The 22824-nt window shown below is 62.3% G+C and carries 23 protein-coding genes; 18 read left to right on the top strand and 5 right to left on the bottom strand.

What is annotated here, in order from left to right:
• The first annotated feature begins 245 nt into the window (after positions 1-245).
• From AB8808_RS11470 to AB8808_RS11505, 8 genes are all read left to right on the top strand, one after another.
• Positions 246-1571, top strand: coding sequence for an RCC1 domain-containing protein (locus AB8808_RS11470; protein ID WP_369929469.1), 1326 nt, complete (start codon positions 246-248; stop codon positions 1569-1571).
• Positions 1572-1633: 62 nt separating this feature from the next.
• Positions 1634-2221 carry a hypothetical protein gene (locus AB8808_RS11475; RefSeq protein ID WP_369929470.1) on the top strand — a complete coding sequence of 196 codons (588 nt, stop codon included), beginning with the start codon at positions 1634-1636 and terminating at the stop codon, positions 2219-2221.
• A 117-nt stretch (positions 2222-2338) separates the two neighbouring features.
• Positions 2339-2935 (top strand): hypothetical protein, encoded by a 597-nt coding sequence (locus AB8808_RS11480; protein ID WP_369929471.1) that lies wholly within the window; start codon positions 2339-2341, stop codon positions 2933-2935.
• A gap of 77 nt (positions 2936-3012) precedes the next feature.
• Entirely contained in the window at positions 3013-4326 is a 1314-nt protein-coding gene (locus AB8808_RS11485; protein WP_369929472.1) for an RCC1 domain-containing protein, read from the top strand.
• A 124-nt stretch (positions 4327-4450) separates the two neighbouring features.
• Positions 4451-4594, top strand: a complete 144-nt coding sequence (locus AB8808_RS11490; protein ID WP_369929473.1) for a hypothetical protein — start codon at positions 4451-4453, stop codon at positions 4592-4594.
• Between the two features lie 169 nt (positions 4595-4763).
• Complete coding sequence (locus AB8808_RS11495; RefSeq protein WP_369929474.1) at positions 4764-5375, top strand: hypothetical protein; 612 nt, start codon at positions 4764-4766, stop codon at positions 5373-5375.
• A gap of 620 nt (positions 5376-5995) precedes the next feature.
• The gene (locus AB8808_RS11500; protein WP_506193215.1) at positions 5996-7018 is read left to right on the top strand and encodes a polymorphic toxin-type HINT domain-containing protein; all 1023 of its coding nucleotides are present in this window, start codon (positions 5996-5998) and stop codon (positions 7016-7018) included.
• A gap of 280 nt (positions 7019-7298) precedes the next feature.
• A complete protein-coding gene (locus AB8808_RS11505; protein WP_369929478.1) occupies positions 7299-7670 on the top strand; it encodes a hypothetical protein in 372 nt (123 codons plus the stop codon).
• Between the two features lie 44 nt (positions 7671-7714).
• On the opposite strand, the gene AB8808_RS11510 is transcribed toward AB8808_RS11505, so the two are convergent.
• Together AB8808_RS11510 and bamE are read right to left on the bottom strand one after the other, a co-directional pair.
• Positions 7715-8395, bottom strand: coding sequence for a PA3715 family protein (locus tag AB8808_RS11510; protein WP_369929480.1), 681 nt, complete (start codon positions 8393-8395; stop codon positions 7715-7717).
• Between the two features lie 98 nt (positions 8396-8493).
• Complete coding sequence (gene bamE / locus AB8808_RS11515) at positions 8494-8808, bottom strand: outer membrane protein assembly factor BamE domain-containing protein (protein ID WP_369929482.1); 315 nt, start codon at positions 8806-8808, stop codon at positions 8494-8496.
• A gap of 218 nt (positions 8809-9026) precedes the next feature.
• Here bamE and AB8808_RS11520 point away from each other — a divergent pair, with 218 nt between their 5' ends.
• From AB8808_RS11520 to AB8808_RS11545, 6 genes are all read left to right on the top strand, one after another.
• Positions 9027-10514 (top strand): TolC family protein, encoded by a 1488-nt coding sequence (locus AB8808_RS11520; protein ID WP_369929484.1) that lies wholly within the window; start codon positions 9027-9029, stop codon positions 10512-10514.
• On the top strand, positions 10511-12364 hold the full coding sequence (locus AB8808_RS11525; RefSeq protein ID WP_369929486.1) for a GAF domain-containing protein: 1854 nt from the start codon (positions 10511-10513) through the stop codon (positions 12362-12364). The genes AB8808_RS11520 and AB8808_RS11525 overlap by 4 nt, the downstream gene beginning before the upstream one ends.
• A 2-nt stretch (positions 12365-12366) precedes the next feature.
• Positions 12367-14511 (top strand): hypothetical protein, encoded by a 2145-nt coding sequence (locus AB8808_RS11530; protein ID WP_369929488.1) that lies wholly within the window; start codon positions 12367-12369, stop codon positions 14509-14511.
• Positions 14504-16492 (top strand): preprotein translocase subunit SecA, encoded by a 1989-nt coding sequence (locus AB8808_RS11535; protein WP_369929490.1) that lies wholly within the window; start codon positions 14504-14506, stop codon positions 16490-16492. The genes AB8808_RS11530 and AB8808_RS11535 overlap by 8 nt, the downstream gene beginning before the upstream one ends.
• Positions 16493-16742: 250 nt before the next feature.
• Positions 16743-17732 (top strand): DJ-1/PfpI family protein, encoded by a 990-nt coding sequence (locus tag AB8808_RS11540; RefSeq protein WP_369929492.1) that lies wholly within the window; start codon positions 16743-16745, stop codon positions 17730-17732.
• Positions 17733-17756: 24 nt separating this feature from the next.
• On the top strand, positions 17757-18152 hold the full coding sequence (locus tag AB8808_RS11545) for a VOC family protein (RefSeq protein WP_369929494.1): 396 nt from the start codon (positions 17757-17759) through the stop codon (positions 18150-18152).
• A 155-nt stretch (positions 18153-18307) separates the two neighbouring features.
• Here the strand turns inward: AB8808_RS11545 and AB8808_RS11550 are convergent, their stop codons facing one another.
• Positions 18308-18778 carry a hypothetical protein gene (locus AB8808_RS11550; RefSeq protein WP_369929496.1) on the bottom strand — a complete coding sequence of 157 codons (471 nt, stop codon included), beginning with the start codon at positions 18776-18778 and terminating at the stop codon, positions 18308-18310.
• 114 nt (positions 18779-18892) lie between these two features.
• On the opposite strand from AB8808_RS11550, the gene AB8808_RS11555 reads away from it, so the two are divergent.
• Positions 18893-19321 (top strand): lysozyme inhibitor LprI family protein, encoded by a 429-nt coding sequence (locus AB8808_RS11555; RefSeq protein ID WP_369929497.1) that lies wholly within the window; start codon positions 18893-18895, stop codon positions 19319-19321.
• 58 nt (positions 19322-19379) lie between these two features.
• Positions 19380-20759, top strand: a complete 1380-nt coding sequence (locus AB8808_RS11560) for a VgrG-related protein (RefSeq protein ID WP_369929499.1) — start codon at positions 19380-19382, stop codon at positions 20757-20759.
• An 89-nt stretch (positions 20760-20848) separates the two neighbouring features.
• On the opposite strand, the gene AB8808_RS11565 is transcribed toward AB8808_RS11560, so the two are convergent.
• Complete coding sequence (locus tag AB8808_RS11565) at positions 20849-21136, bottom strand: DUF1330 domain-containing protein (protein WP_369929501.1); 288 nt, start codon at positions 21134-21136, stop codon at positions 20849-20851.
• A 38-nt stretch (positions 21137-21174) separates the two neighbouring features.
• On the bottom strand, positions 21175-21909 hold the full coding sequence (locus tag AB8808_RS11570; RefSeq protein ID WP_369929503.1) for an SDR family oxidoreductase: 735 nt from the start codon (positions 21907-21909) through the stop codon (positions 21175-21177).
• A 301-nt stretch (positions 21910-22210) separates the two neighbouring features.
• On the opposite strand from AB8808_RS11570, the gene AB8808_RS11575 reads away from it, so the two are divergent.
• On the top strand, positions 22211-22372 hold the full coding sequence (locus tag AB8808_RS11575; RefSeq protein ID WP_369929504.1) for a GNAT family N-acetyltransferase: 162 nt from the start codon (positions 22211-22213) through the stop codon (positions 22370-22372).
• 27 nt (positions 22373-22399) lie between these two features.
• Entirely contained in the window at positions 22400-22720 is a 321-nt protein-coding gene (locus AB8808_RS11580; protein WP_506193272.1) for a GNAT family N-acetyltransferase, read from the top strand.
• The last annotated feature ends 104 nt before the right edge of the window (positions 22721-22824 follow it).

Below are 22824 nucleotides of genomic sequence, written 5' to 3' on the forward strand. Positions count from 1 at the left end.
TCTCTGCAGCGTTTGTAGCATCCGGTGCCTATAGCTAACTTGCCGTCGTGGGCAAAGAGTGGACTACTTGCCATGCACGGCAATTTGGACGCTGCCCCACCGTCGGCGCAGACGGGACTGGTTGTGCAAAAGGACTTACGGGACGGGACGATCTACTGGTATGAGGCAAGGAGTCGCCGAGTCGAACGAATAACACTTCTCGGTTGGCGTGGTGATTCAAGCGCGGGACCGTTACGTCGAGCATTATGAAGAACATAAAAATATTCGCTCTGATCAGCACGGCATTCGTGGGCACTCTTATCGCGCTGATAGTGGTCATCATCCCCCGACAAGTGCATTTGTCCAATGCCGATGACTATGACATGAAAGCCATAAGGCTTCATTGTCCAGACCAGCGTTCCACGCCGATACAAGTGCCTGGAATTAATAATGCGAAATCCGTCGCTTTCCAGGGCGGATACTTGGTTGCCCTCGATAGCCAAGGCCACCTGTGGTCTTATTTCGTCGAGCATGCGGCAAGTTGTGAGACGTATGCCTTAGCGTTAGATCCCACTAGAAAAGTGGTGAACGGCGGCGTCAGTCCGGCCGGAATGGCGCAGATCGCCAGTTCGGCCGAAGGCGGCGTAGGTCTAACGATAGATGGAACCCTTGTCACTTGGGAGCCCAGCGATGCTCACCCGATATGCGCGGCCGGCCTTACGGGAGGGGACTGTGGCGTCTTCGTCAAACGCAGCTTCACTGGTATACACGATATCGCTCAGAGCGCATCGCACCTACTCATCGTAACTAAAGATGGGCGGGTGCTAAGCGCCGGAATGAATGATTGCGGGCAACTGGGGCGTACCGAAGATCATTCACCGCCGCTGGCTTCGTTCGTCGCACCGGTGCCAGGACTCACTGGAATGGTCGCCGTTGCCGCGGGTAAACGAAGCAGCATGGCCCTAGGTCGAGACGGCAAAGTGTGGACATGGGGAAACCTGTCCCATCCATTGGTTGGATCATCGATTCCTCCGGACCCAACGTTGAATACACGTTACTGTGGCCCCTTCCAAAACCCGTTCGGTCTCTCCGAGACTGCGGATACGACACCCGCCATCATGCCCAGGCTGCCGCCCGTTACCGCGATTTCGAGTTTTCACGGCTTTGACCTCGCGCTCGACAGGAATGGACATGTCTGGGGTTGGGGCTACAACGATTGTGGACAGATCGGTGGCGATCCGGTGGCACTCGTAAAGACAGGCGGTTTCCAGGCGTCGCCGGCCATGATTGAGGGTTTGCCGAAGATCCAGGCCATCGCAGCAGGTCGGCGGCATGCCCTGTTTCTTGGAATCGACGGAAGCGTCTGGGCAACGGGCGACAACGAATTCGAACAGTTGGCCATGTTGGGTGGCTCACCGCCGAACGGTCGCACCTGTGTCTCCAGCACCCGGCGTGCCGGTCTGGACGCATACTCGGAAAAACCTCACAGAATCGAAGGCATAGGTAACGCCATAGCTATCGCAGCTGACGGCGGCCATAGCGCGGCTGTCGATGTCGACGGCCACGTCTGGCTATGGGGTCGCTATCCATAGGGCGTATGCTCTAACGACTCGAGAAACCGAGCATCGATATTGCAAAAGCCACGGAGTAACGCGTGAAAGTCATCCTGCCTGGCTTGTCCATGGTCATACTTGCCTCGGTTTTCACCGAGCCCGTCAACGCCCAGAATTCTTTCGGTGGTCGTGTCGATGGCACGCTATGTACTTCTGATGAAACCGTGATGTTCGCCTGCGATCTCAAGATGAAGAAGGTGGCAGTGTGCGCGAGGAAAGCTGGCAACGAGGCGTTTGCTTCGTTGCAGTACCGGTTCGGCACGACCAACTGGCTGGACCTGTCGTTTCCGGCAGCGAATACGTATCCGGCATCGATCGCATCGGGGGCATCTCGTGGAGACATGTCCAGGGGGTCAATGGTGTTCCTACGCATGACGAACCGCGAAACCAGCTACACGGTCTACCACGTAACAGCGTCACCGTCGAATACCGGCCAGGGTGCCCTCGATGCGGGCGGCATCTTGGTAGAGCGAAACGGCAAGCTGCTGGCTAAACGCGTATGCGATAGCAAGCAACGTATCTACTCAGGCATGCTCGATGACCCGGATTTTTTCGGCAAGGCTGTTCCCGTCGACACGAAGCCCGTCGCCACGTTCAGCCAGTTCGGGCATCGCGCCGACTCGCAGTAGGCTTACTCAAGTGGCATGTGCCGTCTCTGAATCTTTTCAAGGTGTCAAGATAATGCGTTGGGAATACCTGTGAAGCGAAGAGAAGGAACCCCGCGACAGAGGTTATCCGCTTGCGCTATGGCCACCATTCTGGGCTGTGCATGCTTCGTATTCGCGCCGATCTCGCGCGGCACTAGCGACGGTAAAGGGCAGGAATACCGATCGCCGGAGGCAGCGCTGACGTTTATCTACGGTTCGCACCTGATAAGCAAGAGGGAAGTGCAAGGAGATCTGAACGGTGATGGTTTAACGGATTGGGCAGGGGTCGTGTCTTACATGGAAGCAGACGCTACGATGCGTCGGCTCCTCATTCTCACCCGGACGCCGAACGGTGATTACACCCTGGCCGCACAATCGAAGCCCGACGTCCAATGCGATTCGGCCGTCGAGGAACTAGAAATTATCGGTAAGGATCTTTTCGTCAACTTCTCGCACGGAGGGGGCGAGCATCCCTTTAAGTGGGTCTCGCAAGTTCGCCTTTACAAGAGTCATTGGCGGGTCATAGGGACAAAAATTACTTCGTTCGACGTCGACGATACGAAGTCGATCGTCGAAAACACCAACATGCTCACAGGAAACAAAATCACATCCTACATGGACGGAAAACGAACGCTCCGTGTCGAGCGATCCAATGTCAGCGACACAACCAACCTCCTGGAGGACACAACGCCATGAGCCAGGCAGCACTGCGCGAAGCTGCTCTGCGTTTGTAGCATCCGCCGCCTGTGTTTTCATACGTATGAAGGGTGTGTATGTCTAGCCAAGCGAAGACATGGAAACCGAAGCGCCGGCCGATACCATCGATCGCCGTCGTTGTCGCGCTGACCCTTATCGGCATCGGTATCGTGGCGACTTCCGGCGGGGTTGCGCCAGTCAAGATTTCCGGTTCGTGTCCGGAGCGGCGGACGGCCCCGGTCCGCGTGTCTGGGATGGATCACGCCGTTGCGATAGCGTTTCAGGGCAACCGGTTGGTCGCTCTCGATGTCGACGGACAGTTGTGGTCGTACGATCCGCGAAATAGCGAGACGTGTGAATCCGTCGCCCGGCGCATCGACATACAACCGGAGACGTCTCAAGGGCAAGCGACGCCACCGCGACTACAGACCATCGCAGCATCGAGTTACGACGGTATCGGTATCACGTCTGATGGTCGACTCGCGGTATGGAACCCGGAAAATGGTCACCGCGCGTGCCCTGATGGCGGTAGTCCGGTAGCTTGCACTGTGCTCCTTAAAAAGGGCGTTGGAGATGTCGAAGGGGTTGCTGGTAGTGCGTCTCATGTTCTGGTTACTTTGCGCAATGGCAACGTTATGAGTATGGGCATGAACGACTGTGGACAACTCGGGCGTGCAGAGGCCGGCACTCTCGCTCTAGAGCAGATCCCCAGTCTCATCGATGTCGTAGCGGTCGCGACCGGCAAACGCAATAGCATGGCTCTCGACAGGCATGGGAGGGTCTGGACATGGGGAAACTTGTCCCATCCTTTGATCGGTTCCTCTACCCCCTTTCAACCTACCGCGGATTTTCTCTATTGCAGTGGAGGCAGCAATCCATTCGGATTGTCGGAGTCACCGGCCGTGAAGCCGGCAATCGTCGATGACCTTCCGTTCGCAAAAGCGATCGCTAGTTTTCATGGGTTCAACCTCGTGCTGGACAAGCAGGGACATGTCTGGGGATGGGGAAACAACGACTGCGGACAGGTGGGTGGGGATCCATCCGAGCTATCGCACCACGGAGGCTATCAACCTGAACCCCAGATCATCGCCGGACTTCCAGCGATCCAGGCCATAGCCGCTGGACGAAGGCACGCCCTATTCCTGGGTAGCGACGACGATGTATGGGCAACGGGTGACAATGGTTTCGCCGAGTTAGGTCGCATGGAGCACTTCGCTTCGAACGTGCCTGCCTGTGTGTCCAGCACCGAACTGGCTCAGTACGATGGCTACTCGGAAAAGCCCCTGCGAGTGAACGGATTCGGTCGTGCCATCGCGATCGCCGCGGGTGAGGACCGAAGCGCAGCCGTGGACGTGGACGGCCACGTCTGGCTATGCGATCGCTATCCGTAGGGTTTATGTTTGAACGACTCGAGAAAACTGAGCCTCGATCGCCTACTCGGCGAGCGACGGCAAGCTGTCGTCCAATGCGACCATCACGCTGGTGGTCTCGCAGAATCCTCCGTGCGGTAATGCGATGACGATTCTGTTCGGAGCATCCGCATCGCCAGGAAATGCACAAGCGGGCGGCTACATCGTCGTCAATCTCGGCGGGTCGAGCCAGCCGGTGATCGACTGGACGGGAGCGACCACGTCGACTCTTGCGTCAACGGCCGGCTGATGGTCGGAGACATCCGGAACGAACCTGGGTGGCATGGATGTCCTGGCAATTCAGACGGGACTGGTCGTGTGCAGGGATTGATAGTCTGCCATCGTATAAGCGCCGCCGATCTCCGATCGGCGGGGCGAGACTGGCCCGCCAAGCATGTTTTGCGAAATGGAACGGATTGATGAAGACACTCGTTGCAACATTGGCCCTCGTCGTCTATACCGCACCCGCCCTCCTCGGCGCATCGTGCCGCGCACAGGACACTCAACCGGCCAGCTATAAATCGCCCGAAGCTGCGGTCAAGGCCCTGTATGGAGCGAAACTGCTGCAAAAATGGGAGGCCCGCGGAGATCTGAACGGGGATGGCCGGGAAGACTGGGCAGCTGAAATCTCATACCAGGATGGTGACCTCAACTCGCGTCGGCTCATGATCCTTGTGAAAAATGAGCAAGGCGCTTACGTGGTGGCCGCTCTATCGAAACCGGATACGCTGCCACGCACTTTTATCGAGGAGATGGAAATCCGCGGCTTGACGCTCCACGTCCGGGAGTCCTTTCCCGGCGATCACCCGCAGGCCTCCGAGGCAAAGGTACGCGAGTATCGGGGTATATGGTCGGTCGTCGGCAAGACGGTAACGACGTACTACTCGGAAAGCGACAAGGCAACAACCGAGGACACCAATCTCCTGAATGGCGCTCGGATCACTACGTATCTCGAGGGTGAGAAAGTCGTGCGTACCGTAAAATCAAAGCAACCCGTCGACTCCACGAACCTGATCGACAATACGATCTGATGTCGGATACAGGTACATCCGTATGACGGGACGATAGATCGCCCCGTCATACGACGCTAAACGCGTATGCGATAGCAAGCAACGTATCTACTCAGGCATGCTCGATGACCCGGATTTTTTCGGCAAGGCTGTTCCCGTCGAGACGAAGCCCGTCGCCACGTTCAGCCAGTTCGGGTATCGCGCCGACTCGCAGTAGGCTTACTCACGTGGCATGTGTCGTCTCTGAATCTGTTCAAGGTGTCAAGATAGTGCATTGGGAATACCTGTGAAGCAGAGAGAAGTAACCCCGCGACAGAGGTTATCCGCTTGCGCTATGGCCACCATTCTGGGCTTTGCATGCTTCGTATTCGCGCCGATCTCGCGCGGCACTAGCGACGGTAAAGGGCAGGCATACCGATCGCCGGAGGCAGCGCTGACGTTTATCTACGGTTCGCACCTGCTAAACAAGTGGGAAGTGCAAGGAGATCTGAACAGTGATGGCTTAACAGATTGGGCAGGGGTTGTGTCTTACGTAGAAGCAGACGCTACGATGCGTTGGCTCCTGATCCTTACTCGGATGCCGAACGGTGATTACATCTTGGCCGCACAATCGAAGTCCGATAGTATCGGTCACCGTCAAAGTGAACCATGCGCCAACCGCCCAAAACGCTTCGTTCCATGTGCAGAAGGACGGCAGCGTACGCATCGACTTCGACTGCCTGGTCGCCGATCAGGACGACGATGCACTTACCTTGAGCCTGACCAATCCGTCCAAGGGCACACTGACGCAGCGCCCGTTCGTTGGCCTCTTGCTGTTGGTCGGTCGCGGAAGTGACCCGGTACAGGGCAAGATTGGCCAGAACGACCCTAACGGATCCCCGGCCGACGGCCTGGTAGACGGTACCCTGACCGGTGAGTTCCTCGAGGAATTCGTACTCGCATCACGCGAAAGCATCCGGGCGAAGTTCGCCAACCAGTACTCCGGCGATGCCCTGTATCGCAAGATGCTCGACGAAGTCCTCGCCAAGGTCGACGACACGATCGCCTCAGAAACCAGTTGCTTCATTGCAGGCACATCGGTATTGACGGAGGCGGGCGAGGTCCCGATCGAGTCGATCAAGCCGGGCGACATGGTGCTATCGCGGCCGGAAGAAGGCGGCGAGCTGGCTTATCGTCCGGTTGTAAGAACGGTGAAGCACTCGAACAAGGTCATCGTTGCGATCACCTATGTCGACCCCAACGAACCGGACGCGGAGATCCCCACCTTCGCGACCGACAACCATCCGTTCTGGGTGGAGGGTCGTGGATGGGTCGCTGCCGGCGCGGTGCGGCCCGGCTACGAACTACAGGGAACGGACGGTCGCAAGATCGTCGTAAGCGCCGTCTCGCCGGTGCACCGTACCGAGACACCGGGCGTCGGCTGGTACCAATTGGCCCCGAACTACGATGTTCTGGGCAACGACGTCGACTTCAACGGCCCCACATGGCGCCTAGTCAAATCGCACACCTCCCGCCCCTACGAAGAGTTCGTCGACGGGCCACTCCTTGGCGTCGACGTCTACAACTTCGAGGTCGACGGTTTCCACACTTACTACGTCGGCCCCGCCGGCGTATGGGTGCACAACGCCGACTGCGCTTTCAAACTGAGCAGGTATGCTCGATGACCCGGATTTCTTCGGCAAGGCTGTCCCGGTCGACACGAAGCCCGTCGCCACTTTCAGCTAGTTCGGGTATCGCTCAGATTCGCAGTAGGCTTACGCAAGTGGCGTGTGCAACGTCCAAACCGTTCAAGCGTAGGATGTCCTGGAAATGCCCTTGAAGCAGCGAGAAGCAACGCAGCGTCGGAGGTTGTCCGTTTGCGCTACGGCCGCCATTCTGGGACTGCTAGTCCACGACGCATCCTCCGCACAAAGTCGCGCCGTCACCGAGGTGCCTCATGTCGGCATGTCCCCGGAAGCCTTGGAGCGGGCGTACATCGAGTCGTACGAGCAGTCCGGATTCCGTCTCGCCAGCCGCGAGAAGCATTCGCTTCCCGTCGGCTCCTGGATGAGCGTGCTTACGTTCGAGTTGATGAGTTCGCCAGAAGGGCCAGGTGCGCCCGGCACCACGCTGGTGCTGGCGGGTGACCATGCGACTTTATGCGATCCATGCAAACTCAGCAGGCAGAGTTTCAGAGGACCCGATGCCGACAATCCCGACCCTTCGGCATTCGCACGGGGCCGACGCGTTCTCGTCGAAGCGGATGCGGCCGCTCTGGCAAAGGTACGGCAACGGTTGGGAGTGAGTTTGCCCGCAGTGGATGCGTCGACGCCCTGACTCTCCTGTACTCGGCGAGGTACTCCTACGAACCAGGATCAACCTCAATCGAACGGGTGGAGGTACATCTGTATTGCGACAGGCCCATACGCTGCCCCGTCATACGACGTCTGATGCCGCTCGACTTTCCCTGGCGATCCACAGGCCCTTTCAGTCGTTCCCGATTCATTGGCATCCCGGGCCACCACACTGAGATCGGCATACCCGTGGCTCCGGCCTGGCGCCGTACCTACCGTGGTCCGGATCGCGCGCGTGGCGTCTGGACATGCGGCGGTGCTATCGCCGTCGGTCAGAAGCTCTACCTGGGTGGCGAATATTCTTTCGAAGCGATCCCCATGCTGCACGAACAGCGTCAGGCGCGTCTCGCCCCATTTGGAATGGGTGTTGTAGGGATAATGGATATCTCGAACGCCGAACGCACGAACACCCGGAGCAAGCGTGTAGCGTGCGGTGTCCACGGACGACGCGCGAAGCGACGATGCGTCCGAAAGCAGATAGCCGGCGTCGTGCCGATGCGCGACTACGACTTGCGTTCGCTGGTTCCAGAGCACCACATCGAGATCGAAATGCTCGGCACCGTCTCCCGTCGTCGCCTGTCTCGGGACATCCGCCGGACTGACTATCGCCACGATGAACTGGTCCGCCGTAACGGGGTGCCGTTGGCAGGACGACAAACCGACATCGACCCGGGATGCCTGCAACATCGTTGCAACCGTTTCGATCATGCCGCTGTCACAGCCAGGCGAGGTATCCCCCGTTGCGTGAACCACCTCAAGCCCAACGAAGGCAAGAACAAAGAATACGAGCTCACTGCGCCATCTCATCATCTCGTTGCCCCATCAATCACCACGGAATGCAACCCGTCCCGTCTTACCTGCCCCGGGCCGAACTGGCTCACCTTACCGTCCTTGAGCACCACCGCGTAATCCGTGTGCGCCATGGACACCCGCGTGCGGTGCCGGTCCAGATAATTCAAAACTTCGAAGTCACCCACCGTCCGGATGGAATCCGGCCGGCCAAGCGTAGCGATCACCTGCTCGCGGCTGGTACCGACGTCGATGGTCGTGATTTTATGGCCGGTGGTCTGGCAGCCGGTGGCCACGATCGCCAGGGCGACCGCGCAAAGCATCCTTTTCATGGTTTTCCCCTGTTCCCGGTCGACGCCCTCGGCGGACCGTGGCGGCATTGTAGCCGTCACGGGCGCACTTGGCACGCCACCGTCGAGGTGCGAAAATGCCGCCTGTACAGGGGGAAATCCACAGAACGCACGCACCTCGACCGGCATCCCGGTGGCGGGGACGTGTCGTCAGGTCCAAGACGGGCCGCCTCCTCCTGCGCCTGGCGAAGGGATTTGAGGTGCTGGTCGAACGTTCGGTCATACAGGCGATATCGCCGCTGGTCAGCCCGATCCAGGGGCGGCGGGCCGTTGCGCGGCGCCTGGACATGCGTCACCGCTTACCCATCGTCCTTATCGCCCTGCTATTCGCTCCCTGCCTGGGTGCCACGCAGACTCCGAAGGTCGTCTCGCTCGGCGACCTGTTCGCCCTGGCCCACGACAGCGAGCCCGGCTACGACGCCGCGCGGGCCAACCTCGTCGCCGCGCGCGCCCGCGAACGGCAAGCCTACGGCGCCATGCTGCCGCAGATTTCCGCCACAGCAAGCACCAACGGCAACGGCCGCCGGTACCAGACGCTGGATACGAAGACCGCGACCCTGCATGACCGCTACCACGCCCATACCGGCCAGTTGAGCCTCAACCAGCCGCTCTGGCGCCGGGCCAACAGCGTGGCGCTCGCCCAGGCGGGCAGCGCGGCGGAACAGGCCAATTGGCAGCTGGCGGATACCGAACAGCAACTCTACGCCAAGCTCGCGACGGGCTGGTTCGACCTGATGGAAGCGCGCGATGCGGTCGACTTCAACGCGGCCCAGCGGGATGCCTTGAAGGCGCAATGGGATATCGCCAGGCGGTCGGCAGAGCTCGGTGCCAAGTCACAGCCCGAGGCCGACGACGCACGGGCGAAGTACGAGCAGGCCGACGCGGACGAGCTTTCCGCCGAAATGGATGTCCAGACCAAGATCGCTGCCATCGAGCCCTGGATCGGCAGCGCCGATAGCCTTGTGCAACCCTGGTTGCGCGAGGATGCACGCATCCCGGACCTGCTTGGTGACGACGCGGACGGCTGGGTCGCGCAGATCGACGAGCACTGCCCTGCCCTGCGCGCGGCATCCGCAGCCATCGCCGCGGCGGATGCGGAGATCGACAAGCAACGCGCCGGGCACCAGCCCACGCTGGATATCGTCGCCACCTACGGCAATAACGACCAGAACGTCGGCAACTTTCCCGGCCAACCGGGTTACCGGATTGCGACGCTCACGGTGGGACTGCAGCTGAACGTACCGCTTTATTCCGGCGGTACGCAGTCGGCCAAGGTGGTCGAGGCGCTCGCATTGCGCGACAAAGCGCGCGACGACTTCGAGTCCGCCCGTCGTCAGGCGGTGCTCAACGTCAAGACCGCCTTCTTCGGCTGGCGTGCCGGGCGTGCGCGCACGGTCGCGGCCAGGACGGCGATCGACGCGGCTCGTCGGGCGCTGGCGTTAGCCAGTCGCGGCACGTCGCACGGTGTGCGAACGGAGGCTGACGTTCTCACCGCACGCCAGCAGCTCGCCGCCGCACGGCGCGACCGGCGCAAGGGCAGCTACCAGCAGCTAACCGCCTTCATCAAGCTCAAGGCCACGCTGGGTGACCTCACGGGCGCCGATGTCGACGAACTGGACGCATTGTTCGTGAATGCGCGCGACGATCGCGACGACATGACCGCCATCGCGGCGGCGGCTGCGCCATGAACGCTTTGCCCGACAACCCAAAGAATCACGCCGAGGATCCGGACACCGACGCGACCGCGGCGGCTCCCGTCGTCCCGGCGTGGGAACGTTTCGTCACAGCCCGGTCCTCTGACGTGTTCTGCGACGCGTGGCTCGCGCTGATCTGCGAGCGTTTCCCCGCGATCCACCACGCTGCCGCGCTGGTCGAAGCCGCCGACGGCAAGAACTACGTGCCGATCGCCGTCTGGCCCGCAGCGGACGCCGACATGTCACGCATGGGCAAGACGGTGGGCCAGGCCCTTGCCGAACACCGGGTGGTGATCGCGCCGGATGCGGAAACGCCCGGCCGCTTGCACGTGGCCGTGCCCGTGTCGGCGAATGACCGTGTCGCCGGCGCCGTAGTGTTCGAGTTGGCGGGCGATGCCACCATCGTGCCCGCGCTGCTAAGGGAAGTGCACTGGGGCAGCGCCTGGTTGTCCAACCTGCTCGGCAAGCGCGATCACGACCTGGCGGTCGAGGCGGGCGAACGCGCCACGGGTATCGTCCACACCCTGGCCGTCACCCTGCGCCACGCCCGCTTCCAGCAGGCGCTGTTCGACCTGGTCAACGAGTTGCGCCGCCGGTTCACCGCCACCCGTGTCGCCGCCGGCGTCGTCCGGGAAGCGGAGGTCAAACTCGCGGCGCTGTCCGAGGCGGCTACCTTCGAATCCTCCTCGCCGCTGGTACATGCGTATCGCGACGCGATGGCGGAGGTGCTCGACCTGGCCCAGACGATCGAGGCCAGCGATGACGCCGGGGGTTTCCGCGCCCATGCGGCCCTGCTGCGTCGCACCGGCGCGGCGCACCTGCTATCGGCGCCTGTGGTGCACCAGCAGAAGATCGTCGCGGTGCTGACGTTCGAGCGCGAGACCGCATTCAGCGACGACGAACGGCGCTGGATCGACACCTTCGCCGCGCTCATCGCGCCGGTGGTCGAGCAGCGCCTGCTTGCCGAGCGCAGTTCGCTCGGACGCATGAACGACGAAGGCCGTCGTCTTTGGGGTGCGATCGTGGGACCACGCTACCTCGTCTGGAAGGCGGTCGCCGCCATCCTGGCGCTGGTGATCCTCGTGCTGGTCGCCGTACCCGTCGACTATCGCGTTTCCGCGAAAACCGTGACCGAAGGCGAGATCCAGCGCGTCGCCGCCGCACCGTTCGAAGGTTTCCTTGCCGAAGGACTGGTCCGTGCGGGCGACACCGTGCGCAGCGGCCAGCCGCTGGCACGGCTGGACGACCACGAACTGCGCGTGGAACGGATTCGCTGGGCCAGCGAGCGCGACCAGTACGATAACAAGCTGCGCGAAGCGATGGCCCAGCACGACCTCACGGCGATCCGCGTCACCGGGGCGCAGCTGGCCGAAGCGCAGGCCCAGCTCGACCTGCTCGAGGACAAGATCGATCGAGCCACGATCCGGGCGCCTTACGATGGCGTCGTCGTGTCCGGCGATCTCGCCCAGCAGGCGGGTACGCCGGTCGAGGCGGGCAAGAAGCTGTTCGAGATCGCGCCTCTGCACAGCTACCGCATCATCCTGGAGGTCGACGAGCACGACATCGCGCCCCTGCGCGAGGGGCAGGCCGGGCAGCTGATGCTCAACGGCTTGGCCGGCGGCGCCTTGCCCATCCATGTAGTTAAGGTCATGCCGGTCGCCACCACCAAGGACGGCAAGAACGTCTACCGGGTCGAAGCGGCCCTGACCGACCCGGACCGGCGTCTGCTGCCAGGCATGGAAGGCGTGGCCAAGATCGGCGTCGGCCGTCGCCAGCTGGGCTGGGTGCTGCTGCACAACGCGTTCGACTGGTTGCGCATGCAGTGGTGGAGCTGGGGCCTCTAGCGATGTCGCGTAGTCCTTTCAGCCCCGGCTGGCATAGTGTCGCGGAACTGAAGCCGCGATTGATGCCGTACGCGACCGTGCAGCGCATGGTCTTCCGCGGCCGTCCCTGGTACGTGGTGCAGGACCAGACCGGCGGCAAGGTCTATCGGCTGACCGCCGCGGCGTATGCCCTCCTGGCGGGCATGGACGGCCGGACCACGGTGCAGGCCTTGTGGGAACGTGCCAACGCTTCCGACGTTCGAGATGCTTGCACCCAACCGGAAGTCGTCGACCTGTTGACCCGCCTGCATGCCGCCGACCTGCTCCAGGCGGATGCCATACCCGATTCAGCGGCGCTGTTGGATCGCCACCGCAGCAAGCGGACCGAGACGATCAAGCAATGGCTCATGAACCCGATGAGCCTGAAGATCCCGTTGCTCAACCCGGATCGTTTCCTCACGCGTTTCGTGCCGTATGTCGGCTGGTGCTTCGGTCGCTGGGGTGCGGCAATGTGGGCCCTCGTGGTGCTGCCCGCGCTGATCCTCGCCGGCGAGCACTGGCACGACCTGACCGAGAACCTGTCCGACCGGGTGCTCTCGGGCAGCAACCTCATGATCATGGCCGCGGTCTACCCCGTAGTGAAGCTGCTTCACGAGCTCGGCCATGGCTTCGCCACCAAGCGCTGGGGCGGCACCGTTCGCGAACTGGGATTGATGTTCCTGATCTTCGCGCCGGTGCCCTATGTCGAGGCATCGTCCTCGTCGGCCTTCCCGTCGAAGTACCGGCGCGCGACGGTCGCCGCGGCCGGCATGCTGGTGGAGCTTTTCCTCGCGGCGCTCGCGCTGCACGTATGGCTCGCCGCCGAACCCGGCATCCTGCGTGGCGTGGCATTCAACGTCATGGTCATCTGCGGCGTCTCCACGCTCGTGGTCAACGGCAACCCCTTGCTGCGCTACGACGGCTACTACATCCTCTCCGACCTGATCGAAATACCCAACCTCGCCCAGCGTGGGCAGGCATGGTGGACCTACCTGATCGATCGCCATGGGTTCGGGTCCACCGACGCCACCCGCCCGGACGAGACGCCCTCGGAGCAGCGCTGGCTGACCGCATACACGCCCATGGCGTTCTGCTACCGCACGTTCGTTACCGTTTCGGTGATCTTCGCGGTTGCCAACAAGTATTTCTTCGTCGGCGCGATGATGGCGCTGTGGAGCGCCTGGGGCCTTTTCGGGGCGCCGCTTCGGAAGGGCTGGAAACACCTCTCGACGTCCGGCTCCCTCCATCGCGTACGGCAGCGAGCGATACGCCGTACCGCGTACGTCGTCGGTGGCATGGCACTCCTGCTGCTTTTCGTTCCCGTGCCGATGCATAGCCGCTCACTCGGCGTGGTCTGGTTGCCCGACCAGGCGATGCTGCACGCGGGTGGCAACGGCTTCTTCGTTCGATGGCTGGTCACGCCGGGCACGGCCGTGCACCGCGGACAACCCTTGTATCACCTGGAAAACCCGCAGTTCCGCGCCGACGCCGCCGTGGCCCGCGCGAAAGTCGACCAGGCACAGGCGCGTTATGACGCCGAGCATTTCGTCGACCCCACCAAGGCGGCGATCTCCGGCCGCCAGCTCGCCGAGGCGCAGGAAAGTCTGGCCCGTTCCGAAGCACGGCTTGCGCGACTCACCGGTTACGCCGGTGACGACGGTACGTTGGTCGTCGCCACCGCTCAGGATATGCCCGGGCACTACTACAAGCAGGGCGAGCTGCTCGGCTACGTATTGCAGGAGCGCGAGCTGATCGTCCGCGCGGTCGTCCAGCAGGACGATATCGACCTGGTGCATGGCCGCCTGTCCGGCGTGGGATTGCGCCTGGCCGATTCACTCGGCGATGCGTGGACCACGAAGGTAACGCGCTCCTTCCCGGGCGGGGTCGACGAACTGCCGACCGCAGCCCTGGGCCTGAACGCCGGCGGCACCATCGCCACCAACCCGAACGACACCAATGGCGTGAAGACGATCCAGCGCGTTTTCATCGTCGACCTTGCGTTGCCGCGCGATGCCAGGCCCCGGTTCGGCGAGCGCGCCCAGGTGCGCTTCGACCACGGCAGCGAGCCGTTGGCCATGCAGGGGTTTCGACGGCTACGACAGGTGTTCCTGAGCCATTTCGATGTCTGACGTACGCGCTTTGCTCGCCGGACGCGACGTGGAACTGGGTGATGGCCCCTACCTGGAACGCGTCGACGCGAAGCGTTCGGTCTGGGAGGAGCGCCTCCGTACCTGGCTGGCACGCCTGCCCCGCTTCGACGGTCGTGCCACCCGCCGTTTCATCGACGCCACCAACGCGAGGGAGGATGCCGCACGAGCCCTCGATGATGACGCCTTGCGCATGCGACTGGCCCACGAGGCCCAATGCATGCGCCACGGGGGTTTCACGGACGAGCGGCTGGTGGCCTCGTTCGCACTTATCCGCGAGGCGTCGCGACGAACCCTCGGCATGCGCCACCACGACGTGCAGTTGATGGCAGGCCGCATGCTGTTGCAGGGGCGGCTCGCGGAGATGTCCACGGGGGAAGGCAAGACACTGGCTGCCACGCTCGCCGCGTGCTCTGCGGCGGTCACCGGTGCCGCCACGCACGTCGTAACGGTCAACGACTACCTCGCGGAACGCGATGCCGAACACAACACGCCGCTGTTCGACTTCCTCGGCCTCTCGGTCGGTGTGGTGTTACAGGACATGTCGATTCCCGACCGGCGCGCCGCCTATGCCTGTGACATCACCTACGTGTCGAACAAGGAGCTGACGTTCGACTACCTCAAGGACACGATCGCATTGGGCGACGCCTCCCGCACACAGCAACGCCTGCGTGAATTCGCCGGCGGCCGCGCCACGGAGGCACCGATCCTGCGTGGATTGCACATCGCCATCATCGACGAGGCCGACAGCGTGCTGATCGATGAGGCCAGTACCCCCCTGATCATTTCCGAGACCCTGCCCGACGACCTCGATCCGACCGTCTACACCCGCGCCATCGAACTGGCCGGATCGCTCGAGGAAACCATCCATTTCCGTCGTTCGCAGCATCGTGATATCTGGCTCACCCCTGCGGGCAAGACACACGCGAAGGAGCGTGCGAGCGCATGGGATGGCCTTTGGCGATCGGCGATGTGGCGAGAGGAATTCATCCAGAAGGCACTCTCGGCCATCCACGGCTTCCACCGCGACCAACATTACATCCTGGCCGAGGGAAAGGTGCAGATCGTCGACGAATCCACCGGCCGGGTCATGCCGGACCGGACGTGGGAGCGCGGACTGCACCAGATGATCGAGTGCAAGGAGAACTGCGAGATCACCGGCCAGCGGCGTACGTTGGCGCAGATCACGTACCAGCGATTCTTTGGCCGTTACCTCATGCTTTGTGGCATGACCGGTACAGCGCAGGAAGTGGCCAGTGAAGTCAAAGGGAGCTATGACCTGTCGATAACGCGCATTCCCACGCACAAGCCGACGCGCCGACGACGGCTTGCCGACACGGTCTGCCGTCGCTCGGACGAGCGCTGGCAAGCCATCGCGAACCGTGCGGTCGAGATGGCTTCCCAGGGCCGCGCCGTCCTGGTCGGCACGCGCTCGGTGGAAGCCTCCGAACGACTGTCCTCGCTGTTCGAGGCGCGCGGCGTCGACCACGCCGTGCTGAACGCACGCCAAGACGCAGGTGAGGCGGAAGCCGTGAGTACCGCGGGCAACGCCGGACGCATCACCGTCGCCACCAACATGGCGGGCCGCGGCACCGATATCAAACTGAGCAAAGACGCCGAGTCCGCAGGAGGCCTCCACGTCATCCTGACCGAATTCCACGAGTCGGCGCGGGTCGACAGGCAGTTGTTCGGACGCTGCGCACGCCAGGGCGATCCGGGTAGCACCGAAGCCATCGTCAGTATCGAGGACGACCTCTTCCAGCGATTCGCACCCGCGGCGCATCGAATCCTCCTGGGGCGCCTGGTGCCTGCCCAACTGGCGAGCGGGCGCGTGGTTCGCCGTTACGTGACATGGCTGCAGGACCGTGCCGAGCGACACTATCGCCAGCAACGCGTGGCGACGCAGAAACGTGACGCCGAATGGGTAAAGTCCTTGGCATTCGTTGGCAGAAGCCGCCGCTGATACGGAAGATAGCGCATGGCCGACGTACCCACGATCTGGGACATTAGCACTACGCGATGCAGGTGTTCGATTACGGCGCGCGGATCCGTCATTTCCTCAACCGTGTGGTGGCCCGCGAATAGGCATGGCCGCTGGTACCCGAAGCGATGTGTACCCAAGGGCTATAGGACACGGGAAGTGTTACCGCTAAGATTCAGTTGCGGCACACCTACCCAGACAAGAACGGCACGCCAAGTCAAAGGACTCACCCATGCGTCGCTATCTGTTCCCGCTCATCGCCCTGCTCCTCGCCCTGCCCGCCTTCGCAGCACACCAACCCATGTCAGACCCGCCCGTACGCGTCGGCATCCTGATGTTCGACGGTGTCCAGATCATCGATTTCGCAGGACCCTACGAGGTCTTCGGCAATGCCGGCTTCGGCGTGGTCACCGTGTCACCCGACGGCAAGCCGGTGACCACTGCGATGGGCCTGAAAATCGATCCCGACACGAGCTTCGCCAAGGCACCTCCGTTCGATATCCTGTTGATCCCGGGAGGCGACGTGGCCGACGCCCAGCGTGACACGCGCATCCTCGACTTCGTCCGCGAGCGATCGCTACCGGCGAAACAGGTGTTGTCAGTATGTACGGGCGCCTTCATCCTGTCGGCCAGCGGCCTGCTCGACGGTGACAAGGCGACCACGTTCACACCGCGGATCGACGAACTGGCCAAGGCGTTTCCGAAGGTTCACGTTATCCGCGACGTGCGCTGGGCCGACAACGGCAAGCTGGTGACATCGGCCGGGCTATCCTCCGGTATCGATGCCGCGCTGCATGTGGTCGCGAAAATCCGCGGCGTGGACGAGGCACGCACCGTAGCCCTGCGTCTGGAGTACGACTGGAAGCCGGAGGGCGGATTCGTGCGCTCGCGGTTTGCCGATCGTTACCTGACCAAGCGAGAGGTGCAGTCCGGCGTGGATTGGCCCAAGGATGCAACGTTCGACGAATATGTTTCCGCCGGCGATATGGACCGTTGGGTAACGCGGTATCACGTACGAACCGCCACGGCCGCAACCGACTTGCTCGACCGGCTCGATGTCGGCGTACGCAAGACCGGGCTGTGGAAGCCGGATGGCATGCATCGGTGGCTTAGTCGGCAGGAGAACCGCGACGTGACCTTGACCTTCACTACGAAGGCTGGATCCGATGCGTCGCACTACGATCTCGACATGGTCCTCGTGGCCTCCCCTGCCAAGCAGTGAAACAACGCACAGGAACCGTCGGTCATGGCCATTCCCTTGGTGAGAATCATCATTTACGTCCGCGACGTTGCCAAGGTCAAGGCTTTTTACCGCACCCACTTCGAGCTTCCTGTCGTCGAGGAAATCGACGATGAATGGGTCGTCTTGCAGGCCGGCGGCATCGAGCTAGCCCTGCATCGCATGGGTGCGAAGTATCGAAACACGACGGCGTCCTCCGCTTCACCGGCGCAGGACGAGAGAACCGGCCCGACGACCAAGTTCGTATTCGCCATCACATCCGATCTAGCGGCCCACCGCGCCAGACTCGAGGCCGCGGGCATCACGGTTGGCGATATGAAGCGCTACGAAGGGTTTCCGTACGATATGTACGATGGCCGCGATCCCGAGGGAAACGTGTTTCAGGTCATGCGATTCGATTGATCGTCAAGGTATTCATCGAGCATCGGGCCGTTGGGCAATTCGATGAAGGCGGTTTGGTTCGGCCTGCAAGATATCCTTCCCGTCGAGGATTGGACTCGACATCGGGCCGCCACTCAAATCTGGGCCGGACGTCGCCTGGCGTTTCGGCGCACTTTTTACCGGCTTAGACTCAAGGTGAAATAGCCCAGCGGAAAGCTCCCCCCCATCCCAAAGCTGAAGTAGTCACCCTTGACCTGGGGCTCTCCGAGCTTGCCCTTAAGCAACAAATAGGCATCGCACTTCTGGTTGCGACCTATGGTGATTTGCCCTTTCTCTATCTGATAGGCAAGCGGCTCTGACGTAGGGAAAAAGTCGTCGTCTCCGGTCGTCGCCGAAACGACTTTCACGGTTTTCCAATCGCCGCCTAGGCAGGACACCGCCTGCTCGTCCATGAACTCAACGGCCAAAGTGGCAACGACCACGTGTTCAGGATTTTCGATGACCAGGGTCCAGCGGCCGGGAAGTTCACTGCTATATGCTGCAGTGGAAATGAAAAGAATGGCCGCGCCAACCATGGCTCTCAGATGTGGTTTCGTCATGAGCTTGAACTCCTGGGTAAGTACCTTGGGATAATGCACTTCAATCATCGCGCAAATCTGCCGACGTTTCTTCGCCCTACCCCGCTTACGAAATAACTCAAAGCCTTGCCGCGCACGACACGGTATGATGCGCGTCCGGGTGGAACACAAGGAAACATAGCAGTGACGCGATATTCCCTTCGTGCGGCAACCATGGCCGCGCTCGTCATGGCCTTTGGCGGCGCCTTCGTTGGCCCCGCGCATGCCGACGACACCGCCGCATCCAGCGCAGACAAGCACCTCCGGCCAGGCTTCGACACCTGCATGGATGCCTCCGAAGGCGTCACCGTGAAGATGAACAGCTGTCTCGCCAAGGAATTCGACTACCAGGACAAGCGGTTGAACACCGCCTACCAGGCCCTGCGCAAGTCGCTTTCCGACAAGGACCGCCTGGCACTCCGCGATGAGGAGCGCGCCTGGATCAAGGCACGCGACACCAAGTGCGCGCCCGACAAGGACGGCGGCACGGCTGCCCTGCTCGTCTCCGGCGATTGCGCGCTGACGCAGACGGCGGAGCGCGCGACGGAACTGGAAAACCGCTTGAAGAAATAATCACACCCACCCGGCGGTTATGTCGGGTGTTTTCGTTAGTCAACCAGGAGTTAGATGCATGACGGATGATCTCGATAAAGCAAAACGCGTCGCCGGTAGCTGGCACCTTGGCCAGACCTCGGCCGGTTACGAATCCGGCGCGGCCGGTCCCGGCGCGGTATCCACCGGCAAGGGCGACCACGGTGGTGTGTCGTACGGGTCCTTCCAGCTGTCCACGAAGATGGGCACGCTGCAGGAATACCTCGACCAGTCGGCGTACAAGGACCAGTTCAAGGGCCTGACGCCCGCCACCCCCGCCTTCGACGAGAAGTGGAAGGCGCTGGGCAAGAACGATCCGGGCTTCGGTGCCGACCAGAAAGACTTCATCGGCCGCTCGCATTACAACGAGCAGGACAAGGCGCTGAAGGCCGCCGGCATCGACCTGTCCGGCCGCGGCATGGCGGTGCAGGATGCCGTGTGGAGCACGTCCGTGCAGACCCGCGACCTCACGCCGAAGATCTTCGCCAAGGGCCTGAAAGAGAAGTTCGGCGACGACTACCAGCTCGACAAGCTCAGCGACAAGGACATCGTCGATGCCGTGCAGGATTACAAGGCGGCGCACGTCAAGGATATCTGGGCCAGTTCGCCCCAGCTGCACAAGGGCCTTTCCAAGCGCATCGCGCACGAGAAGGAGTCGCTCGATGTCCTCGCCGATGCCGATCGCGTCCTCAAGGAAAACGGCGTGACCGTCGAGCACAAGGGCAAGGCAGCATCCGCCGCCGATCATCCGAGCCAGGCATCGGGTGACCATGTACAGCGCGCCGGTACGCTACGCCTGCACGATCATTCGCCCGACGTAGCGGCGCTGCAGGCCATGCTCAACAAGCACGGCAACCTCGGCAACGACGGCAAGTCACTGACGCCCGATGGCGACTTCGGTCCCAACACCCAGGGTGCGCTGAAGCGCTTCCAGACCGAAGCCGGCCTCACCGCCGACGGCATCGCCGGTCCGAAGACCATGGAAGCGCTCAAGGCGGCGACGCGCGAGCAGCCCATGGAAAGCCTGAAGGACAAGGATCACCCCGGCCACGCCCTGTACGAACAGGCACTGGCGCAGGTGCATCAGCTGGACGCGAAGCTGGGCCGCACGCCGGACGCCATCAGTGAGAACGTGGCCGGCGCCGCTGCACAGAAGGCACAAGCGGAAGGCCTCACCCGCATCGACCACCTCGTCATGGCGAATGACGGCTCGACGGCGTACACCGTGCAGGGCGACCTGAACTCGCCGCTGAAAAAGGTCTCCGGTGTCGACATGAACACGGCGATCGGCCAGACGCCGGAACAAAGCGCAAGCCTGTGGAACCTCGAGGCCAACAACCAGAAGCTGGCCGCGCAGGAACGCCAGCAGCAGGCACAGGCCCCGGCCGCCGCCCAGCAGGCTGCGGCACCCCAGCAGTAATCGACCACCGCAAGGCAAAGGGCCGGCAGGATGCCAGCCCTCCGCAAAGCGAAAGTCTCTCTCGACCTTGCCTGTTCAGGCGACTCGGGTCACACGCCTTCGACCATGTAGACCCGATAGTCCGCTCCCTTGAAGCGGTGCTCGCGCGCTGCGGTGTATGCGGGGCTGTTGTACCAGGCCAGTGCCTCGGCCTTGCTCGGGAAGCTGATGATCACCGATCCGTCGACCGGATCACCTTCCAACGTTTCCACCTCGCCATAGAAAGCCAGCCGCGTGGCCGGATGCCCTTCGCCCGCCTTGGCAGCGAGCTGCCCGTAGGTGGCGAACTCGTTTTCATCTTTGATGCGATCGCGGGTAAACACGACGTAGGTCGTCATAGCCATGTCCTCATGAGCCAGAAGCGTGGGTGAGCCGTTTACCAGGGAAGCGTCTGGCCGAGGTAGGTAAAGCTGCCGGTCGGACCGTCTTCGCCGATAAGGGCCATGCCGACGCTGCTCTTCGCGCCGGTCGGCACGTCGATCTCGCCCTGCCCGCCGTTCATGTCCGTCTGCACGTAACCCGGATGGATCGCATTGACCTTGATCGGCGTATCGCGCAGTTCGTAGGCGAGATGGATGGTCCACGCGTTGATCGCGGTCTTCGAAGCGTCGTAGGCGGGCACCTTGAAGCTGTAGATCGGCGACGTTGGATCCACGTGCAAAGCCAGCGAGCCCAGCTGGCTGGACACATTGACGATGCGTGCAGCGTCCGCTTTCTTCAGCAGAGGCAGGAACGCCTGCGTGACTTCGACCACGGCGAACACGTTGGTGTCGAAGGTCTCGCGCCACACGGCGAGCGTCTGCTCGGACGGCGCCTTGCTCATGTCGTCGACCATGATGCCGGCGTTGTTCACCAGGATATCGAGCTTGCCGAAGCGGGACGTGAGCTCGGCCACGGCCTTGGCGATGCTTTCGGCATTCGTGACATCCAGGGCGATCGGTTCGACGGAAAGCCCTTCCGCCACCAGCTTGTCGGCAGCGGCCTTGGCCCGACCGGCATCGCGGCCAGCCAGGAGGGTCAGCACGCCGGCCTGGGCCAGCTGGCGCACCGTTTCGGTACCGATGCCACGGGTGGCACCCGTGACGAGTGCAATTTTCTGCGAGGTATTCATGAGACGTCCTTTATCTATCGACGGAAGGCGGATGCCCCCGGACTTCTTCTGCACCAGGCGAGTGCAAGGACAAGGCGGGAACGCTGTCTGTCGAGATAGGGACGCCGGGGCACCGGATAAAGCCCCCCCTCATGCCGGCAATCCTGGCCCCAGGCACCGGTAGTCATCCAGGGAGGCACGCGCGGTCGCGGGTGCATACGCGGCATAATCGGCAACCACGGCGATGGCATCGGCTTTGGCCGGCCATCGGACATCACCTCGTTCGTCGCCCATGGGCGACAGCATGCACAGGGAACATCGCATGATCGAAACCGACCGCCTCACGCTGTCCATCCCAACCATCGACGACTTCGAACCGTTCCACGCGATCCTCTCCCAACCGGAGGTCTACCGTTTTATCGGCGCGGGGCCTTCACCACGCCCCGAGAGCTGGGTGCGTTTCCTGCGCAGTGTCGGCCACTAGAGCCTGTACGGTTATGGCCTGTTCGCCATCCGCAGCAAGGCCACCGGCGAATACGTCGGCGAGACGGGCACGGCGCACTTCGAGCGCGACCTCGGTACCGACTTCGACCCTTATCCGGAAAGCGCCTGGCTTCTGGGTGCCAGCAGTCATGGCAAGGGATACGCGACCGAAGCGGCGGAGGCGGCACTTCGTTGGTTCCTGCGAATGAAGGGCCCGCAGCGCACCGTCTGCATCATCGATCCACAGAATGTCGGGTCGCTTCGTGTCGCCGAGAAGCTCGGTTATCTGCCGATCGACGAGCGCGACTACCGCGAAAAGCCGGTGATCGCCTTCGAACGCCTGCCGTGACGCGCCGCTGAATTCGCTACCGCGTTTTCGGACGAAACCTGCATCTGTGCTCGCAGTCACAACGCACGACCGATCCACTCACGATGATGCACGCCACACGCCAC

It is taken from the genome of Xanthomonas sp. NCPPB 2632 (assembly GCF_041228075.2).
Taxonomy (GTDB): domain Bacteria; phylum Pseudomonadota; class Gammaproteobacteria; order Xanthomonadales; family Rhodanobacteraceae; genus Luteibacter.

Coding starts and splice junctions, on each gene's coding strand:
- AB8808_RS11470 (WP_369929469.1), top strand. CDS start 246: ATGAAGAACATAAAAATATTCGCTCTGATCAGCACGGCATTCGTGGGC.
- AB8808_RS11480 (WP_369929471.1), top strand. CDS start 2,339: ATGGCCACCATTCTGGGCTGTGCATGCTTCGTATTCGCGCCGATCTCG.
- AB8808_RS11485 (WP_369929472.1), top strand. CDS start 3,013: ATGTCTAGCCAAGCGAAGACATGGAAACCGAAGCGCCGGCCGATACCA.
- AB8808_RS11490 (WP_369929473.1), top strand. CDS start 4,451: ATGACGATTCTGTTCGGAGCATCCGCATCGCCAGGAAATGCACAAGCG.
- AB8808_RS11495 (WP_369929474.1), top strand. CDS start 4,764: ATGAAGACACTCGTTGCAACATTGGCCCTCGTCGTCTATACCGCACCC.
- AB8808_RS11505 (WP_369929478.1), top strand. CDS start 7,299: ATGTCCCCGGAAGCCTTGGAGCGGGCGTACATCGAGTCGTACGAGCAG.
- AB8808_RS11510 (WP_369929480.1), bottom strand. CDS start 8,395: ATGATCGAAACGGTTGCAACGATGTTGCAGGCATCCCGGGTCGATGTC.
- bamE (WP_369929482.1), bottom strand. CDS start 8,808: ATGAAAAGGATGCTTTGCGCGGTCGCCCTGGCGATCGTGGCCACCGGC.
- AB8808_RS11525 (WP_369929486.1), top strand. CDS start 10,511: ATGAACGCTTTGCCCGACAACCCAAAGAATCACGCCGAGGATCCGGAC.
- AB8808_RS11530 (WP_369929488.1), top strand. CDS start 12,367: ATGTCGCGTAGTCCTTTCAGCCCCGGCTGGCATAGTGTCGCGGAACTG.
- AB8808_RS11535 (WP_369929490.1), top strand. CDS start 14,504: ATGTCTGACGTACGCGCTTTGCTCGCCGGACGCGACGTGGAACTGGGT.
- AB8808_RS11540 (WP_369929492.1), top strand. CDS start 16,743: ATGCGTCGCTATCTGTTCCCGCTCATCGCCCTGCTCCTCGCCCTGCCC.
- AB8808_RS11545 (WP_369929494.1), top strand. CDS start 17,757: ATGGCCATTCCCTTGGTGAGAATCATCATTTACGTCCGCGACGTTGCC.
- AB8808_RS11550 (WP_369929496.1), bottom strand. CDS start 18,778: ATGATTGAAGTGCATTATCCCAAGGTACTTACCCAGGAGTTCAAGCTC.
- AB8808_RS11560 (WP_369929499.1), top strand. CDS start 19,380: ATGACGGATGATCTCGATAAAGCAAAACGCGTCGCCGGTAGCTGGCAC.
- AB8808_RS11565 (WP_369929501.1), bottom strand. CDS start 21,136: ATGACGACCTACGTCGTGTTTACCCGCGATCGCATCAAAGATGAAAAC.
- AB8808_RS11570 (WP_369929503.1), bottom strand. CDS start 21,909: ATGAATACCTCGCAGAAAATTGCACTCGTCACGGGTGCCACCCGTGGC.
- AB8808_RS11575 (WP_369929504.1), top strand. CDS start 22,211: ATGATCGAAACCGACCGCCTCACGCTGTCCATCCCAACCATCGACGAC.